Origin of the sequence: Klebsiella variicola, assembly GCF_000828055.2 — a bacterium.
GTDB lineage: Bacteria > Pseudomonadota > Gammaproteobacteria > Enterobacterales > Enterobacteriaceae > Klebsiella > Klebsiella variicola.
Map to the genome: position 1 here is coordinate 5,069,357 of NZ_CP010523.2, position 17,398 is coordinate 5,086,754.

13 protein-coding genes, 1 tRNA gene and 1 pseudogene are annotated in these 17,398 nt (G+C 57.3%); 10 read left to right on the forward strand and 5 right to left on the reverse strand.

Features of this window, described 5'->3' with window-relative positions; translation table 11 throughout:
• Window positions 1-33 precede the first annotated feature (33 nt).
• A complete protein-coding gene (groL, locus tag SP68_RS23685) occupies window positions 34-1,680 on the reverse strand; it encodes a chaperonin GroEL (RefSeq protein ID WP_008807218.1) in 1,647 nt (548 codons plus the stop codon).
• Between the two features lie 37 nt (window positions 1,681-1,717).
• Complete coding sequence (locus SP68_RS23690; protein ID WP_003855929.1) at window positions 1,718-2,011, reverse strand: co-chaperone GroES; 294 nt, start codon at window positions 2,009-2,011, stop codon at window positions 1,718-1,720.
• Window positions 2,012-2,243: 232 nt separating this feature from the next.
• Here SP68_RS23690 and yjeH point away from each other — a divergent pair, with 232 nt between their 5' ends.
• Complete coding sequence (gene yjeH / locus SP68_RS23695; protein ID WP_040971143.1) at window positions 2,244-3,494, forward strand: L-methionine/branched-chain amino acid transporter; 1,251 nt, start codon at window positions 2,244-2,246, stop codon at window positions 3,492-3,494.
• A 51-nt stretch (window positions 3,495-3,545) separates the two neighbouring features.
• On the opposite strand, the gene SP68_RS23700 is transcribed toward yjeH, so the two are convergent.
• Window positions 3,546-4,022 carry an FxsA family protein gene (locus tag SP68_RS23700; protein WP_012543133.1) on the reverse strand — a complete coding sequence of 159 codons (477 nt, stop codon included), beginning with the start codon at window positions 4,020-4,022 and terminating at the stop codon, window positions 3,546-3,548.
• A 338-nt stretch (window positions 4,023-4,360) separates the two neighbouring features.
• On the opposite strand from SP68_RS23700, the gene aspA reads away from it, so the two are divergent.
• The 7 genes from aspA to SP68_RS23735 all read left to right on the forward strand — a co-directional run bounded on the left by aspA (window position 4,361) and on the right by SP68_RS23735 (window position 12,392).
• Window positions 4,361-5,797 (forward strand): aspartate ammonia-lyase, encoded by a 1,437-nt coding sequence (gene aspA, locus SP68_RS23705; protein WP_002885424.1) that lies wholly within the window; start codon window positions 4,361-4,363, stop codon window positions 5,795-5,797.
• 115 nt (window positions 5,798-5,912) lie between these two features.
• Window positions 5,913-7,214 (forward strand): anaerobic C4-dicarboxylate transporter, encoded by a 1,302-nt coding sequence (locus SP68_RS23710; RefSeq protein WP_008807221.1) that lies wholly within the window; start codon window positions 5,913-5,915, stop codon window positions 7,212-7,214.
• Window positions 7,215-7,339: 125 nt separating this feature from the next.
• Window positions 7,340-7,663, forward strand: coding sequence for a divalent cation tolerance protein CutA (gene cutA, locus SP68_RS23715; protein ID WP_008807222.1), 324 nt, complete (start codon window positions 7,340-7,342; stop codon window positions 7,661-7,663).
• Window positions 7,639-9,435, forward strand: coding sequence for a protein-disulfide reductase DsbD (locus tag SP68_RS23720; protein WP_040971122.1), 1,797 nt, complete (start codon window positions 7,639-7,641; stop codon window positions 9,433-9,435). The genes cutA and SP68_RS23720 overlap by 25 nt, the downstream gene beginning before the upstream one ends.
• 35 nt (window positions 9,436-9,470) lie before the next feature.
• The gene (locus SP68_RS23725; protein WP_032691323.1) at window positions 9,471-10,046 is read left to right on the forward strand and encodes a transcriptional regulator; all 576 of its coding nucleotides are present in this window, start codon (window positions 9,471-9,473) and stop codon (window positions 10,044-10,046) included.
• A 67-nt stretch (window positions 10,047-10,113) separates the two neighbouring features.
• Complete coding sequence (locus SP68_RS23730) at window positions 10,114-12,201, forward strand: DUF1176 domain-containing protein (RefSeq protein WP_040971120.1); 2,088 nt, start codon at window positions 10,114-10,116, stop codon at window positions 12,199-12,201.
• 115 nt (window positions 12,202-12,316) lie between these two features.
• Window positions 12,317-12,392 (forward strand) — tRNA-Phe (locus tag SP68_RS23735).
• A 757-nt stretch (window positions 12,393-13,149) separates the two neighbouring features.
• Here SP68_RS23735 and SP68_RS23740 read toward each other — a convergent pair.
• Window positions 13,150-13,506, reverse strand: a complete 357-nt coding sequence (locus SP68_RS23740; protein WP_306047856.1) for a PerC family transcriptional regulator — start codon at window positions 13,504-13,506, stop codon at window positions 13,150-13,152.
• Window positions 13,507-13,634: 128 nt separating this feature from the next.
• On the opposite strand from SP68_RS23740, the pseudogene SP68_RS28675 reads away from it, so the two are divergent.
• Window positions 13,635-13,754: pseudogene (locus SP68_RS28675) on the forward strand (hypothetical protein); the annotation flags it as partial.
• Here SP68_RS28675 and SP68_RS23745 read toward each other — a convergent pair.
• Window positions 13,752-14,318 carry a helix-turn-helix transcriptional regulator gene (locus SP68_RS23745; RefSeq protein ID WP_012969132.1) on the reverse strand — a complete coding sequence of 189 codons (567 nt, stop codon included), beginning with the start codon at window positions 14,316-14,318 and terminating at the stop codon, window positions 13,752-13,754. The pseudogene SP68_RS28675 and the gene SP68_RS23745 overlap by 3 nt on opposite strands.
• Window positions 14,319-14,950: 632 nt before the next feature.
• Between SP68_RS23745 and pgaA the strand changes: the two genes are divergently transcribed.
• Window positions 14,951-17,398: a poly-beta-1,6 N-acetyl-D-glucosamine export porin PgaA gene (gene pgaA / locus SP68_RS23750; RefSeq protein WP_162500016.1), complete on the forward strand. Its 2,448-nt coding sequence runs from the start codon at window positions 14,951-14,953 to the stop codon at window positions 17,396-17,398.

Genomic DNA, 17,398 nt, shown 5'->3' on the forward strand with positions numbered 1-17,398 from the left:
GGTTTCTGCTTTTTTATGCCGTAGAGCGCACGATTACATCATGCCGCCCATACCGCCCATGCCGCCCATACCGCCAGCAGCACCTAAGTCAGGCGCGTCGCCTTTCGGCAGGTCGGTCACCATGCACTCGGTGGTGATCATCAGACCAGCCACGGATGCCGCGTACTGCAGAGCAGAACGGGTCACTTTGGTTGGGTCCAGGATACCGAAGTCGATCATGTTGCCGTATTCTTCAGTTGCTGCGTTGTAACCGTAGTTACCGTCGCCAGCTTTCACGTTGTTAGCAACAACAGACGGCTCTTCACCGGCGTTGGACACGATCTGACGCAGCGGTGCTTCCATTGCGCGCAGCGCAACTTTGATACCGACGTTCTGATCTTCGTTCTGACCGGTCAGGCCAGCGAGTTTCGCCGCAACGCGAACCAGCGCTACGCCGCCGCCAGCCACCACGCCTTCTTCAACCGCAGCACGGGTTGCGTGCAGGGCGTCGTCGACGCGTGCTTTTTTCTCTTTCATTTCAACTTCGGTAGCCGCACCGACTTTGATTACTGCCACGCCGCCAGCCAGTTTAGCGACACGTTCCTGCAGTTTTTCACGGTCGTAATCGGAGGTCGCTTCTTCGATCTGCTTACGGATCTGAGCTACACGGCCCTGGATTGCAGACTCTTCGCCAACGCCATCGATGATGGTGGTGGTGTCTTTGTTGATAACCACGCGTTTCGCCTGGCCCAGATCTTCCAGAGTCGCTTTTTCCAGCTCCATACCGATCTCTTCAGAGATAACGGTACCGCCAGTCAGGGTAGCGATATCCTGCAGCATGGCTTTACGACGGTCGCCGAAGCCCGGTGCTTTCACCGCAGCCACTTTAACGATGCCGCGCATGGTGTTAACCACCAGGGTCGCCAGCGCTTCGCCTTCAACGTCTTCAGCGATGATAACCAGCGGTTTGCCAGCTTTCGCTACGGCTTCCAGAACCGGCAGCATTTCGCGGATGTTGGAGATTTTTTTGTCAGCCAGCAGGATGAACGGGCTTTCCAGCTCAACGGCACCGGTGTCCGGCTTGTTGATGAAGTACGGAGACAGGTAGCCGCGGTCGAACTGCATACCTTCAACTACGTCCAGTTCGTCTTCCAGACCGGTACCGTCTTCAACGGTGATCACGCCTTCTTTACCGACTTTATCCATCGCTTCCGCGATCAGTTTACCGACGGTTTCGTCGGAGTTAGCGGAGATGGTACCAACCTGAGCAATCGCTTTAGAGTCAGAGCACGGTACGGACAGCGCTTTCAGTTCTTCAACGGCGGCAATGACAGCTTTGTCGATACCACGTTTCAGATCCATCGGGTTCATGCCTGCTGCAACAGCTTTCAGGCCTTCGTTCACGATAGCCTGAGCCAGCACGGTTGCGGTGGTGGTACCGTCGCCTGCCGCGTCGTTCGCTTTAGAGGCAACTTCTTTCACCATCTGCGCACCCATGTTTTCGAACTTGTCTTCCAGTTCGATTTCACGAGCAACGGAAACGCCATCTTTAGTGATGGTCGGCGCGCCGAAGGATTTGTCCAGAACCACGTTGCGGCCTTTCGGGCCCAGGGTCACTTTAACTGCATCTGCCAGTACGTTTACGCCGCGCAGCATTTTTACACGAGCGTCGTTACCGAATTTTACGTCTTTTGCTGCCATTTCTTTTATTCCTCAAATTCGTTCAGGGTCGTGCGAATTACGCTTCAACAATTGCCAGGATGTCGCTTTCGGACATGATCAGCACTTCTTCGTTGTCGATCTTCTCAGACTTCACGCCGTAGCCATCGTTGAAAATCACGATGTCACCAACTTTAACGTCCAGCGGCTGCACAGTTCCGTTTTCCAGAATGCGGCCTTTACCGACAGCGATGATTTCGCCACGAGTTGATTTAGCTGCCGCAGAACCGGTCAGAACGATGCCGCCTGCAGATTTGGTTTCAACTTCTTTACGTTTGACGATCACACGATCATGTAACGGACGAATACTCATTGATAGCTCTCCTTCGAGAAAGTCATTATCAGTTATGGGTGACGCCGGGCCGAACGCGGTTTACCGGCTAGTGCAGAGAGAGATGGGGGTGGCCATTTCCCGCTTCAAGGGCAAAATCAAAAAAAATTTTTACCTTTGCGCTAGCGCGCAAAAAGCAGCGCTATCGGCCAATGCGTCATAAGGAAAAGCGATTGTGATACTCTCTTTTTTTTCACTGGCGCAGGATGGAATCATGAGTGGTTTAAAACAGGAGTTGGGACTGGGACAGGGAGTCGGATTACTTTCCACCTCATTGCTGGGTACCGGCGTCTTCGCCGTCCCGGCGCTGGCGGCGCTGGTCGCTGGCGATAACAGTCTGTGGGCATGGCCGCTGCTCATTCTCCTTGTTTTCCCGATTGCCATCGTCTTTGCCCTGCTGGGCCGCCATTTTCCCAGCGCGGCCGGCGTGGCCCACTTTGTCGATATGGCATTTGGCCCACGTCTGGCCAGCGTCACCGGCTGGCTGTTTTTATCCGTTATCCCGGTCGGACTCCCCGCCGCGCTGCACATCGCCACCGGCTTCGGCCAGGCGCTGTTCGGCTGGCATGATGCGCAGCTACTGTTGGCGGAGCTGGGCACCCTGGCCATCGTCTGGTGGATCGGTTCGCGTGGCGCCAGCTCCAGCGCCAACCTGCAGACGCTGGTTGCCGTGCTGATTGTGGCGCTGATCGTCGCCGTCTGGTGGCGTGGCGGGATAAGCTCGGCGCAGATCCCCTTCCCCGCCCTGACGGAGATCGACCATGGTCAGCTCTTCTCCGCGCTATCGGTCATGTTCTGGTGCTTTGTCGGTCTGGAAGCTTTTGCTCACCTGGCCTCGGAGTTTAAACATCCCGAGCGTGACTTCCCCAGGGCGCTGATGATAGGCCTGCTGCTTGCCGGTTCGGTCTACTGGGCCTGTACCGTGCTGGTGCTGCACTTCCACGCCTTTGGCGAGGAGATGGCGGCGGCGGCGTCACTACCGAACATCGTGGTCCGTCTGTTCGGTGTCGAAGCGCTGTGGGTGGCCTGCGTCATCGGCTATCTCGCCTGTTTCGCCAGCCTCAACATCTATATTCAAAGCTTCGCCCGCCTGGTCTGGTCGCAGGCGCAGCATAAGCCCGAAAGCTACCTCGCACGGCTGTCGCCACGGCAGATCCCGCGCAATGCCCTCAACGCCGTGCTGGGCTCCTGCGTGGTCAGCACCCTGTGTATCTATTTGCTCGATATCAATCTGGACGCGCTGATCGTCTATGCCAACGGCATTTTCATCATGATCTATCTGCTGTGCATGCTGGCAGGCTGTCGTTTGCTGCGCGGGCGCTATCGGCTATTGGCGGTGGTGGGCAGCATTCTCTGTCTGCTGCTGCTGGCGATGGTCGGCTGGAAGAGTCTGTACGCGCTGGTGATGCTGGCGGGGCTGTGGCTGTTTTTACCCAGGCGCAAGCTGGCGACAGGTAGCGTGTAAGCCAGGAAAGAAACCGGCCCGGTCGCATCTGCTGACCGGGCCGGGCGTGTATTAATCGCGGGGATCGTCCTTATGGTCCAGACGATCGCGCTGCTCATCCTTACGCTGGAATTCCCCTTCGAAGGTCTCACCGCCGCCAGTTCCGGCGCTAAAGCCGCCGCCCGGCATCCGGCTGAAGCGCAGATGCGGCATCAGCTTCATCGTCAGGTGCTTCTGCACCGGCGGCAGTAACAGCAGCAGGCCAAGGAAGTCGGTAAAGAACCCCGGGAGCAACAGCAGCAGACCGGCAATAATCAGTGAAACGCTCTTGATCATCTCCGCCGCCGGGCTCTCGCCTGCGGCCATCTTCTGCTGCATCAGCAGGAAATTTTTGAAGCCCTGGTTACGCACCAGCGACATCCCTACCACCGAGCTAAAGATCACCAGGATTAGGGTCATAAAGACGCCCAGCACGTGCGCGACCTGAATAAAGATCGATATCTCAATGTAAACGTAAAGAAAAAAGGCAATAAACGGAATCCAACGCACCGGCGTCTCCTTCATCTAACGGGCGCTGAGCTCAGCCCCCGTAATCATCAATTTGCTGATCGCATCCCACTAAGATGGGGATGCTGCGCGGCTTTTCAATCAGCGGAAATGCTTATTTTTTCCAGCAATAGGAAAGCGGTGACCCATTTCACAGATTAATAAATCTTCTCACACCCGCGATGTAATAAGTGATCAAGCTTACTGATATTCGCTATCATCAGCATATGATCTTGGGCACCAGGCCGGTTAAGGAAATAATCGTCGGCCAGAAAATATACTGAATCCTGGATATTCTGTGTATTTGGTGAATTCATTGGCAGCTTGAAAAGAAGGTTCACATGTTAAACAACATTCGTATCGAAGAAGATCTGTTGGGCACCAGGGAAGTTCCCGCGGACGCTTACTACGGCGTTCATACTCTGCGAGCGATTGAAAACTTCTACATTAGCAACAGCAAAATCAGCGACATACCAGAATTCGTGCGCGGCATGGTGATGGTGAAGAAAGCCGCCGCGCTGGCGAACAAGGAGCTGCAGACCATTCCCAAAAGCGCGGCAAATGCGATTATCGCCGCCTGTGACGAAGTCCTCAATAACGGCAAATGCATGGACCAGTTCCCGGTCGATGTCTTCCAGGGCGGGGCCGGCACCTCCGTAAACATGAACACCAACGAAGTCCTGGCGAACATCGGCCTCGAGCTGATGGGCCATCAGAAAGGCGAATACCAGTACCTGAACCCAAACGATCACGTCAACAAATGCCAGTCCACCAACGATGCCTACCCGACCGGATTCCGCATCGCGGTGTATGCCTCCATCCTGAAGTTAATCGATGCGATTAAACAGCTGGGCGAAGGCTTCCAGGCGAAAGCCGTGGAGTTCCAGGACATTCTCAAAATGGGCCGCACCCAGCTGCAGGACGCGGTGCCGATGACCCTCGGCCAGGAGTTCCATGCCTTCAATGTGCTGCTTAATGAAGAGACCAAAAGTATTCTGCGCACTGCGGAGCTGCTGCTGGAGGTGAACCTCGGCGCCACCGCCATCGGTACACGCCTCAACACCCCGGACGGCTATCAACAGCTGGCGGTGCAGAAGCTGGCGGAAGTGAGCAACTTACCGGTCGTTCCGGCGGAAGATCTGATTGAAGCCACCTCGGACTGCGGGGCGTACGTCATGGTTCACAGCTCGCTAAAACGCCTGGCGGTGAAACTGTCCAAGATCTGTAACGACCTGCGCCTGCTCTCTTCCGGTCCACGCGCAGGCCTCAACGAAATCAACCTGCCGGAGCTGCAGGCGGGTTCCTCTATTATGCCGGCGAAGGTTAACCCGGTAGTGCCGGAGGTGGTCAACCAGGTCTGCTTTAAAGTCATCGGCAACGACACCACGGTGACCATGGCCTCCGAAGCCGGGCAGCTGCAGCTGAACGTGATGGAGCCGGTGATCGGCCAGGCGATGTTCGAATCCATACATATCCTGACCAACGCCTGCTACAACCTGCTGGAGAAATGCGTTAACGGCATCACCGCCAATAAAGCGGTATGTGAAGGCTACGTCTACAACTCAATCGGCATCGTCACCTACCTCAACCCGTTTATCGGCCACCACAATGGCGATATCGTCGGCAAGATCTGCGCCGAAACCGGCAAGAGCGTGCGGGAAGTGGTGCTGGAGCGTGGGCTGCTGACGGCAGCGGAGCTGGATGATATTTTCTCCGCGCAAAACCTGATGCATCCTGCTTATAAAGCGAAGCGTTATACCGATGAAAGCGAACAGTAATCTTTCCGGTTAGTCATTGAAAGGCATGTCAGCGATGACATGCCTTTTTTGCTTTTTAGTTTTACTAAAATACAACAATCCAATATCAACTTGTTAAAAAACAAGGAAGGCATATATGTTTGGTGCAGAACTGGTTATTGTCCTGCTGGCGATTTATCTCGGCGCCAGGCTCGGCGGCATTGGTATCGGCTTTGCCGGTGGCCTTGGCGTCCTTGTCCTGACGCTTATTTTTCAAATCAAACCGGGTGCGATCCCCTTCGACGTTATTGAAATCATCATGGCGGTCATCGCCGCTATCGCCGCCATGCAGGTCGCCGGCGGGATGGATTACCTGGTCAGCCTCGCCGAACGGATGCTGCGCCGCCACCCGAAGTACATTACCTTCCTTGCCCCGCTGGTGACCTGGTTTATGACCGTACTCGCCGGCACCGGCCATACCGCCTTCTCCACGCTGCCGGTGATCACCGAAGTGGCCAAAGAGCAAGGCATTCGCCCATCTCGTCCGCTGTCGATTGCGGTCGTGGCCTCTCAGATAGCGATCACCGCCTCGCCTATCTCCGCGGCGGTGGTGTTCTTTGCCGGGATCCTTGAGCCGCTGGGCGTTAGCTACCTGACGCTGCTGGCCATCTGTATTCCGGTCACCCTGCTGGCGGTAATGCTCACCGCGATTGTTTGCAACTTCCTCGGCTGCGAACTGAAAGACGATCCCATTTACCAGGAGCGGCTGGCCAAGGGGGAAGTTAGACTGCGCGGCAGCCAGGTGTTTGAGCTGAAGCCGCACGCCAAACGCTCTGTCCTCCTGTTTTTGATCGGCATCGTGGCGGTGATGTTCTACGCCACGGCCATCAGCGATACCGTCGGCCTGATTAAGAACCCGGTGCTGCCGCGTAACGAAGCGATCGTGGTGTTTATGCTGACCATCGCCACCCTGATTAGCATCACCTGCAAAATCGACACTGGCGAAGTGCTCAACGCCAGCACCTTTAAATCCGGGATGAGCGCCTGCGTCTGCGTCCTCGGCGTCGCCTGGCTGGGCGATACCTTCGTTAAAGCGCACATCAGCGATATCCAGGCCGTGGCCGGCGACCTGCTGCACAATTACCCATGGCTGCTGGCGGTGGTGCTGTTCTTCGCCGCCACGCTGCTCTACTCACAGGCAGCCACCACCAAGGCGCTGATGCCCGCCGCGCTGCTGCTCGGCGTCAGCCCGCTGACGGCGATCGCCTCGTTTGCCGCCGTCTCGGCACTGTTCGTCCTGCCAACCTATCCGACCCTGCTGGCGGCGGTGGAGATGGACGACACCGGCTCGACGCGCATCGGCAAATACGTCTTTAACCACGCCTTCCTGATCCCCGGCGTTATCGCTATCACGCTGTGCGTGATCCTGGGCTTTATCTTTGGCGGGATTATGCTGTAAATACCGCTGGCAGCGGGCCCCGCGCGGGCCCGCTGCCCGTTTCCCTCCCCTACCCCCGATCGTGACGCTAATATCCCCGCATCTTGCGTGCTATAGTGCCTCTTTTCGCTGATACGAGGTTCATGATGACTACGCCTGATGCTGTTGTTGTGCTCTGTACCGCGCCGGATGAAGCGACCGCCCAGGATCTGGCGGCAAAAGCGCTGGCGGACAAGCTGGCCGCCTGTGCCACGCTGCTGCCGGGCGCCACCTCGCTCTATTACTGGGAAGGGAAACTCGAGCAGGAGTATGAAGTTCAGATGCTGCTCAAAACCGACCTTGCCCATCAGCAGGCGCTGCTGGATTGCCTGAAGTCTCACCACCCGTATCAAACCCCTGAACTGCTGGTTCTACCCGTCATTCATGGAGACAACGATTACCTCTCATGGCTTACCGCATCATTACGCTGATCCTGCTGCTGTGCAGCACGTCAGCCACCGCCGGGTTATTCGACGCGCCGGGGCGCTCGAACTTCGTGTCTGCTGACCAGGCCTTCGCCTTTGACTTTCAGCAGCAACAGCACGATGTCAACCTGAGCTGGCAAATCAAGGATGGTTACTATCTTTATCGTCAACAGTTTACCTTTCGCGCCGCCGGGGCGACGATCGACGAACCGGCGCTCCCGGCAGGAGAGTGGCATCAAGATGAGTTTTACGGCAAAAGCGAGATTTTCCGCCAGCGCCTGACCGTGCCGGTCACGGTGAAGCAGGCGAAGAAAGACGCCTCCCTCACCGTCACCTGGCAGGGCTGCGCCGATGCCGGATTCTGTTATCCACCGGAAACCAAAGTGATCCCGCTGAGCGCAGTGCTGGCGACTTCTGCCGACGGCCAGGCAACCGCCATCGAGCCCATGCCGTCGACGAGCAGCCGTCCGGCGTTCAACCCGCCGCTGCCGGTTGAGCCGCGACCGGCCCCGGAGCTCGCCACATCACCTGCGCCTGCCGCAGTGCCGCCTGCAGACACGCCTGCCCGCCTGCCCTTTACGGCGCTGTGGGCGCTGCTGATAGGTATTGGTATCGCCTTCACCCCCTGCGTGCTGCCGATGTACCCGCTGATTTCCGGCATTGTGCTGGGCGGAAAGCAGCGGCTTTCCACCGCGCGCGCCCTGCTGCTGGCCTTTATTTACGTCCAGGGGATGGCCTTAACCTACACCGCGCTGGGGCTGGTGGTGGCCGCCGCCGGTCTGCAGTTCCAGGCGGCCCTGCAGCACCCGTATGTCCTGGCGGGACTGTCGGTGGTATTTATTCTGCTGGCGCTCTCCATGTTCGGCCTGTTCACGCTCCAGTTGCCCTCCTCGCTGCAGACGCGGCTGGTGCTGCTCAGCAATAAGCGCCAGGGCGGCTCGCCCGGTGGCGTTTTCGCGATGGGCGCCATTGCCGGACTGATCTGCTCCCCATGCACCACCGCGCCGCTGAGCGCCATCCTGTTGTATATCGCCCAGAGCGGTAATCTGTGGCTGGGCGGCGGCACGCTGTACCTCTACGCGCTGGGCATGGGCCTGCCATTGATCCTCGTCACCGTATTTGGCAACCGTCTGCTGCCGAAGAGCGGCCCGTGGATGAGCCATGTGAAGACCGCCTTCGGGTTCGTGATCCTGGCTCTGCCCGTTTTCCTGCTGGAGCGCATTGTCGGCGACCCGTGGGGATTACGTCTGTGGTCAATGCTCGGTGTCGCCTTCTTCAGCTGGGCGTTTATCACCTCGCTGGGCGCTACCCGACCGTGGATGCGGCTGGTACAAATCATCCTGCTTGCTGCCGCGCTGGTCAGCGCGCGGCCCCTGCAGGACTGGGCATTTGGCGCCCCGGCAGTCGAGCAGCAGGCGCATCTGACGTTCACCCGCGTCAACTCGGTTGCCGAGCTTAACCAGGCGCTGGCGCAGGCAAAAGGCCAACCGGTGATGCTCGATCTTTACGCCGACTGGTGCGTGGCGTGCAAAGAGTTTGAAAAATACACCTTTAGTTCACCTGACGTGCAGCAGGCGCTGAAAGGCACCGTGTTATTACAGATTGATGTGACGAAGAACAGCCCGCAAGACGTCGCGCTGCTGAAACACCTGCAGGTGCTCGGTCTGCCGACGATCCTGTTCTTCAACGCTGAGGGTCAGGAACAGCCTGAGCGGCGAGTCACCGGCTTTATGGATGCCGCGGCATTCAGCGCCCATTTGCGCGATTGGCAAGCGTGAGCGACACTTTAGGAGGAAAGATGGAGGAGAACACCGTGCTACGTGAAGACGTCCTGGCAGAAGCCATTAAAATTCTTGAAATTGAAGGTATCGCCAACACGTCGCTGGAGATGGTCGCTGAGCGCGTGTCCTGTCCGACGAGCGACCTGAAACGCTTCTGGCCCGATCGCGAGGCACTGCTGTACGACGCGCTTCGCTATCTGAGCCAGCAGGTGGATGCCTGGCGCCGACAGTTGCTGCTGGACGACACCTTAAGCGCAGAGCAAAAGCTGCTGGCACGCTATGCCGCACTCACCACCTGCGTTAGCAACCACCGCTACCCCGGCTGTCTGTTTATCGCCGCCTGCACCTTCTATCCCGATCCCCAGCACCCCATTCACCAGCTGGCGGAACAGCAGAAGCAGGCTTCGCTGGCCTATACTCATGAGCTGCTGACTCAGTTGGAGGTGGATGACCCGGAAATGGTCGCTAAACAGATGGAGCTGATCGTCGAGGGCTGCCTGAGCCGTCTGCTGATCAAGCGTAGCCAGACGGATGTGGATACGGCCCGGCGGCTGGCAGAAGATATTCTGCGCTTCGCCCAGTGTCGTATGGGCGGCGCCTTAACCTGATTCTGATATCCTAACCGCCACGTCGCGCCTATAATTTCCCCCTCACTGATTGCTGACAGGGATTGATATGCGCGCGTTCTTCTGGGCTGCCTGGCTGGGGCTGTGCTCCACACCTCTGCTGGCGGCTCCCCTGCAAGGTTTTTCCTTTACGCAAAAAGACTGGGAGCTCGCCTGCGATAACACTGGCACCTGCCGGGCGGCGGGTTACGGCGTCCGCATGGGCGAGGTCAGCGTGCTGTTGACCCGCAACGCCGGCAGCGAACAGCGCCTCGCCGCCACGGCCACCTTTGCGCAAATCGAGCACGATATCCCCGCCGACTCCACCGCCAGCCTGCTGATCGACGACCGGGATCTTGGCGCGCTGGACGCCCAGGACGACAGCCACTTCCGTCTGGACAGCGATCAGACTGCCGCCCTGCTACAGGCGTTGACGAATCAGCGCAAAATCGAATTCACCCTTAACGGCCAGCACCTGCCGCTTTCCAGCGCCGGCAGCCGCGAGGTGCTGGGTAAAATGGATGCGTTTCAGCGACGCACTGGCACCGCCGACGCGCTGCTGGATAAAGGCGATGCCGGCGACGATGCCATTTTGCCAGCCACTGCCGCCCCGGAGATTATCGCCGCCCCGGTGATCCATAACGCGCAGCCGGTGGCGCTGAGCATACTTCAGCGCCAGAAGCTGCTGCCCTCCCTGACGCCGCTGCTGAACCAGCGCTGTGACGACTGGCAGAACCCGGCCATCCCGGCGGCAGAGCGCCAGATCACGCTGACCGCGCTGGATAAAACCCATTCTCTGGTGCAGGCGCTCTGCTGGCGAGCGCCCTATAACGACGGCTATGCGCTGTGGCTGGTCGATAACGCCCAGCTGAACAGGCCACGGTTGCTGACCACCGAGGCCTCGAGCTACGCCAACGGCACTATCGTCTTTTTGCACAAAGAACGGGGCATTGCCGACTGCCTAACCGGCGAAACCCGCGTCTGGGACGGTAAAACCTTTACCCCCAGCCTGAAGTACAGCACCGGTATGTGTCGGGAAATCACCCCCGGCGGCACCTGGATGCTGCCGACCTTTGTCAGCCAGGTGATCCCCAGGCAGCAGAAAGAGGCGGATAACCTCGCCCTGCGCACGCTGTATAACGCAGTGCTGAAAGCGCAAAAAAGCGATCCAGAATTGTCGCTGAATAAGGTCGCCGAGCAGTTTCCGTTAACCGGCCATATTACCGACTTCACGCTCACCTACGCCGATGACACCCTGGTTTCGACCAGCAAACCTTCCCCGGATATCAGCGATGACGAGTGGCAGGCGTTTCTGCGCTCCTCGATTAGCGCGGATTCAGAAAACGGCAAAGTCAGCTTTACCCTTATCGACCTCGACGGCGACGGCAAACGCGACCTGATCATCGACAGCTACGTGGGCGGCACCGGGCTCTTCAGCTACACCGGGGTGCTCCGGCGCGGCGATAATGACTTTGCCGCTGTCGACGGCAGCGACAGTGATAACGGCGATGATTTCGATGCCGGGGTGCCCGGCGCCCTCTTTTCTATCAATGGCCGCGGGGCTAACCAATGGAACCACTGGGTCAAAATCAACGGTCAGGTGTATGCCCTGTGGTACAACGGCCAGTTTGGCGAAGATAATCTCTACCTGCTGCGCCCGTTCAGCACTGCGAGCCAGACGCCCGCGGTGACGGTTCGCTATCGCTATACGCTGAACAGCATCCGCTCCCCGGAGAAAGACCAGCCGTTAACCCCACCCCTCAGCGACAGCGATAAAGCGGATCTGCTGCGTTCGCTGGAGGTCATGCAGGGCAGCCTGCTGAAAGACAAACCCGTCAGCGACAACGATGCGCCGATCTGCCCCATCCCACCGGGCACCTCCGCCGACGAGGCGGATAACTACTACAGCGGCGTCGCCATCAACTATATCTATGAGACAGTGGCCTATATTCCGGTCTGGCTGAACGGGAAGTGCTATATCGGCACTATTTTTAGCCACCATGGCGCCTATCGCCACGGCGTGGATGCGGAAATTACGCTGAGCTCCCCGCGCGAGGATGAAGAGGTCATTGGCGATTATATTATCTCCGGGTTGCGCCACGTAATCGCCATTACCAGCGGCTGGAAAACCCGGGAGGGTGATAACGGCATGCAGTGAAGTTAAGTCAAAACGCGCCTTTGAACGCAGAATTGCCGTAAAGATAAGCAATCGATAAGTAATTTAAGAAATTTGGTTGACGGGGTGGGCGGATTACGGTTTAATGCGCCCCGTTGCCCGGATAGCTCAGTCGGTAGAGCAGGGGATTGAAAATCCCCGTGTCCTTGGTTCGATTCCGAGTCCGGGCACCACTATTTAAAGAACCCGCCCAAAAGGCGGGTTTTTGCTTTTCTACATCCGGACTCTTCATCGAACTGCGTTCGATTATTCGCCGCACAGCGGCTCACCCCTTCGGGGCCAGCGCGACAAGCGCGCTGTTCAACGCCTGCGGCGTTAGTCCGAGTCCGGGCACCACTATTTAAAGAACCCGCCCAAAAGGCGGGTTTTTGCTTTTCTGCATCCGGACTCTTCATCGAACTCCGTTCGATTATTCGCCGCACAGCGGCTCACCCCTTCGGGGCCAGCGCGACAAGCGCGCTGTTCAACGCCTGCGGCGTTAGTCCGAGTCCGGGCACCACTATTTAAAGAACCCGCCCAAAAGGCGGGTTTTTGCTTTTCTGCATCCGGACTCTCCATCGAACTCCACTCTATGATCCCCTACCCGGCGGCGCTGCGCTTGCGCGGGCCTACGCTGTTTGAGCCTGCGGGGGGACCCGTAGGCCGGATAAGGCATTTATGCCGCCATCCGGCACAACCGCGGGTACGGCGTCTGATGTGTATCGCCCGGTGGCGCTGCGCTTGCGCGGGCCTACGCTGTTTGAGCCTGCGAAAGGACTCGTTGGCCGGATAAGGCATTTATGCCGCCATCCGGCACAACCGCGGGTACGGCCTCTGATGTATATCACCCGGCGGCGCTGCGCTTGCACGGGCCTGGGGGATGAGGAAACGCCTGCGCAAACGCAGGCCGGATAAGACGAAGCCGTCAGGCAAACGCCATGAAGAAAGGGATTACTCGGCGGCCGTTTTCCCTTTGCCGGGCAGCCTGAACGCTTCGCCATAGGGCTTCGCGATACCCATGCGATATTGCGTCTCTTTGGCCGCCTGGTGGAGGTCGGCAAACTCCTCTTTCGGCGCTGGCGGACGTTGCGCCTTTTTCAGACACTGATTACGATGGTGACGGATCCACTCTCTGTCATCATCGTTCAGGCAGCGCTGCATCACCTCAATCCATCTGGATGCCGCCCGACGGTAGAGCCCACTCGCCTCTAACCGTTCAGCAATACTGTCCCTTATTCTCATCCACCTCGCTCCTCTGATGCTTTCACGATATCCCATGGTATTCCGACACCTGAGCCGGAATACCATGGTAGAGTTAATTTATGACAAAACTATTCCTGTGCAGCGCAAGGAATATATTCATTATAATAATCGCTGTGCATAGCAAACCGCATTCGCGGTAATTACTTCCAAAGAGCTCCGGAATTATATGTCGAATGCCGCCATGGATACCGGATGGTATCGACGGTTGTACCTATCAATAGCTATTTAATTTATTATATTTCCGTTATCAAATACCTTGCGATGTCATCCACTCCCTGTACAACCAAGCCTCATGGCGACCTAACGGAGTGCTCCAGCAGTTTATTTCTGAAGATAAATAAGCAGGCTTCATTAAAATTATCTAACCCCAGTCGCTCATAAAGCGCAGTGCGCTTCCGGTAAAGGCTTTTTACCGAGGTATTCAGATTCACCGCCACCTCCTCCATGGTCATACCCGCCCCAAGCAAACGTAGCATTAACTGTTCAGACAAACTTAAGCGCAGATCGTCAAACCACTCTTTGGTCAGCCGCTTGCTCTTCATCTCCAGAAAAAGCCCAAATAATGTCGCCATATCGGCGGGTGATAATGACATGTTTAAAAACGATTTCAGACTCAGTAAATGCTCTTCCCGATGGCGCATATCGAGGACGATACAACATATTCGCTTTCTGGATTGTGCCGCCTCCATCACCAGGTAATCGTAATGACAAAGCGGCGAACGGCTATCAACCAGCAGAGAGACCTCATCAACCTCATTATCTAAAATCGTTTTTCCGCTAGAATCTAACTGAATGATATCAGGAAAGAAATTCTTAACCCCTTGAAAAAGATAGTAATCCTGAGTAACCAATATCATTGAAGTTGCCACAAATCGTCCCTTTAACATTTAATCAACAAATTCTCGTCAACCAGACGTTTTCCTTCCCCCTTTGGACGCTTCGCATGGCGGTAAAAATAACGAGACCTGTGATTTTTCATTAGCGCGGCATCTGACTCTGGCTGTGAAAACCCTCCTTGCGTTCTGATGGAAAATAAACGGATTAATTATAAATAAAAAAAATCCACAGAAAAGATGCTTTTTTTGGCATTGAGAATTTTTGTCAGAAATCATCTTAAATATCCAGTGAAAAACACCAACCCCTTCACAATATAAGCAGCACATCAATTTTGAAACAAAATTCCAACCCTCTTTCTTTTTTATTTATTTCAGTAAGTTAAAGAAATCAACTTCAACAACGCCGCTCGAATTAAGTCGGTTTTACAGAATTATCTTAAAACGCAGCTCATCATTTATCCATATTTATCCGCTGCCGTATCGGGTATAAATTATCCATTCAATTATCAGCAGGAGATATGTTTATTACTTTGCAATAAGTCATTCACCCGCAGTGCCAGTCAGCTAAATGGGACCATCCTCATCCTTTAACTCACCGTCAAAGGACGGTCGTGTTGTGCAATGGATTCTTGATGAACATATGGCAAATAGAAATGGAAAGATCACCTTATTCAAATACGTTATTGTTTAATCGCAACACGAAACTCTCGCTGTCAATCGGCTTGCTTTTGCTCTTCCCGGCGCTGGTTCAGGGAGCAGATTCGCTCTATGACCAGCAGATCCTGCAAGCGCGTCAAGGCCAGTACGCCCCCTTTCTCTCTTATCTTCAGCAGTACCAGCTGCGGCATGCCTTAACCCCTTCTCAGGTGGCGGACTGGCTGCAGGTAGCTCTCTGGGCCGGCCAGGACGATGAAGTGGTGAAAGTCTGGCGACGCTATCAGGTTTATATGCCGCTTCCCGCACGCGGTACCGCCGCGGCGGCACAGGCCCTGCGTAACCAGAAACAGTGGCAAGCCTCGCTCACCCTCTGGCAGCAGGCTCTCAGCCAGGCCCCTGACAGTGACGATTATCGTATCGGCTATATCAAAACGCTGGCCGATGCCCGCAAGGACGGCGAGGCGCTCAGCGAAGCGCGTCGCCTGGTAGCGGAGCAGGCGAGCGTTGCCCACCTGCAGACGCTCTCTTATGTCTACCTGCGGCTTGGCAAAAGCTGGGACCAGCTGTTGGTGGACACGCAGATCCTCGATCGCGAACCGCAAAACAAAGCCGCGCTGGCCAGCCTGATGGCGACCCTGACCCGCAACCGGATCGATTCCCCTGCTCTCGGCCTGGCGAATAGCGTCGAACTGACGCCTGCGGAAAAGCGCAATCTGCAGTTGAACGCCGCCGCCGAACTGGTGCGCCTTGCCGATACCCCTTCCCGCGAAGAAAACGCGCGTTACGCGCTGGCCCGCACGGCGCTCACGCAGTATGACGCGATGATTGCCGCCTGGCACCCCGACCCACAGGCTGCGTCCGACATCATCCGGGCGCGCATTGATCGTCTGGGTGCGCTGTACGCCAATGCAGATTACGCGCAGGTCATCCGTGAATACCAAAATCTCATCGCGCAGCAGCAGACCGTTCCCGACTGGGCCATCGGCTGGGTCATCTCCTCTTATATCGCCCTTAAGCAAATTGAGCCTGCGCTGACGCTTATTCACCAGCATCCCTCGTGGCTGACAAGCCAACAGAATGAGGAACACGAGCTTTTCTACGCCCTGCTGGACACCGGTCAGTACCCGGCGGCGCAACAGTATGTCGCCCGCCTCACCCGGAATGCACCCTACATCCGTCGTCTCTACGGTTCGCCGACGCCGCAGCCGAATGACGACTGGCTCACCGCACAGTCGCTTAACGTGCACTATTTAGCGGCCACCAACGCCCTGCCGCAGGCCGAAGCCCGGATGCAGCGCCTGGCGGCAACGGCCCCCGGCAATCAGGGCCTGCAGATAGATTATGCCGCCCTTCTGCAGGACAGAGGGCTACCGCGAGCCGCCGAAAGCCAGCTAAAAGCAGCGGAATCTCTGGAACCCGCCAGCCTGCAGCTGGAGCGCCAGCAGGCCTGGGTCGCCCTCGATCTGCAGGAGTGGCGGCAAATGGATCTGCTGACTGACGACGTCGTCGCCCGCTCGCCACGGGATCTGAATACCCAGCGCCTGGCCAGAGCGCGCGAGGTCCATCATCTTTCCGACCTTCGCCTGAGCGTTGGCAAAGGGCTGCACTCCGACAACCCGGTGAGCGGCACCCACGACCTCAGTTTTGAGACGGCGATCTACAGCCCGCCGCTAGCCGACAGCTGGCGGTTGTTCGGCGGGCACCGCTTCGCTGAAGGCAATTTTGAAGAGGGGAAAGGCAGCCGTCGCCAGCTGTTCGCCGGCGTTGAATGGCGCCCGCGCGACTACTGGGGCGAGCTTGAACTCTCCAGCGTCAATTTTCACGGCGAGAACAAGCCCGGCGTCCGCCTTTCCGCCGCCCACGACGTCAGCGATCGCTGGCAGCTGGGCGGCGAACTGGAGCGGATTTCGCAGCAGACTCCGCTGCGCGCGTTACGCAACGGCGTCAGCGCCAACCGCGGCGAAGGCTGGCTGCGCTGGTATCAAAACGAACGCCGGGAATACCGCGTCAGCGTGGCCGCCAGCCGGTTTACCGATCGCAACCGCCGCCAGGAGTACACCCTCTCCGGTAAAGAGCGCCTCTGGCAGACGCCGTGGTTAACGCTGGATCTGCAGCCCGGTCTGTCGGCCAGCGCCAATAGCCGCACCGACACCGCCTACTACAGTCCGGCACGGGACCTCGCCGCCACCGCGGCGCTGGCCGTCGATCACACGCTTTACCAGCGCTATGACACCGTCTGGAGCCAGCAGCTGCTCGCCGGCGGCGGCAGCTACTGGCAAAAAAATCACGCCGCCGGGGCGATCACGGTGCTGGGTTATGGGCAGCGCCTGCGCTGGAACAACGTCGTCGACACCGGGGTGATGCTGAACTGGGACAAACGCCCCTACGACGGTAAACGCGAAAACAACCTCGCCATCACTCTTGATGCAAATATACGGTTTTAA

Excerpts from the sequence above, each read along its gene's own strand:
- SP68_RS23720 (WP_040971122.1), top strand. The coding sequence starts at position 7,639 with ATGGCTTACCGCATCATTACGCTGATCCTGCTGCTGTGCAGCACGTCA.
- SP68_RS23710 (WP_008807221.1), top strand. The coding sequence starts at position 5,913 with ATGTTTGGTGCAGAACTGGTTATTGTCCTGCTGGCGATTTATCTCGGC.
- aspA (WP_002885424.1), top strand. The coding sequence starts at position 4,361 with ATGTTAAACAACATTCGTATCGAAGAAGATCTGTTGGGCACCAGGGAA.
- SP68_RS23740 (WP_306047856.1), bottom strand. The coding sequence starts at position 13,506 with ATGGTATTCCGGCTCAGGTGTCGGAATACCATGGGATATCGTGAAAGC.
- cutA (WP_008807222.1), top strand. The coding sequence starts at position 7,340 with ATGACTACGCCTGATGCTGTTGTTGTGCTCTGTACCGCGCCGGATGAA.
- SP68_RS23690 (WP_003855929.1), bottom strand. The coding sequence starts at position 2,011 with ATGAGTATTCGTCCGTTACATGATCGTGTGATCGTCAAACGTAAAGAA.
- groL (WP_008807218.1), bottom strand. The coding sequence starts at position 1,680 with ATGGCAGCAAAAGACGTAAAATTCGGTAACGACGCTCGTGTAAAAATG.
- yjeH (WP_040971143.1), top strand. The coding sequence starts at position 2,244 with ATGAGTGGTTTAAAACAGGAGTTGGGACTGGGACAGGGAGTCGGATTA.
- SP68_RS23745 (WP_012969132.1), bottom strand. The coding sequence starts at position 14,318 with ATGATATTGGTTACTCAGGATTACTATCTTTTTCAAGGGGTTAAGAAT.
- SP68_RS23730 (WP_040971120.1), top strand. The coding sequence starts at position 10,114 with ATGCGCGCGTTCTTCTGGGCTGCCTGGCTGGGGCTGTGCTCCACACCT.
- pgaA (WP_162500016.1), top strand. The coding sequence starts at position 14,951 with ATGGAAAGATCACCTTATTCAAATACGTTATTGTTTAATCGCAACACG.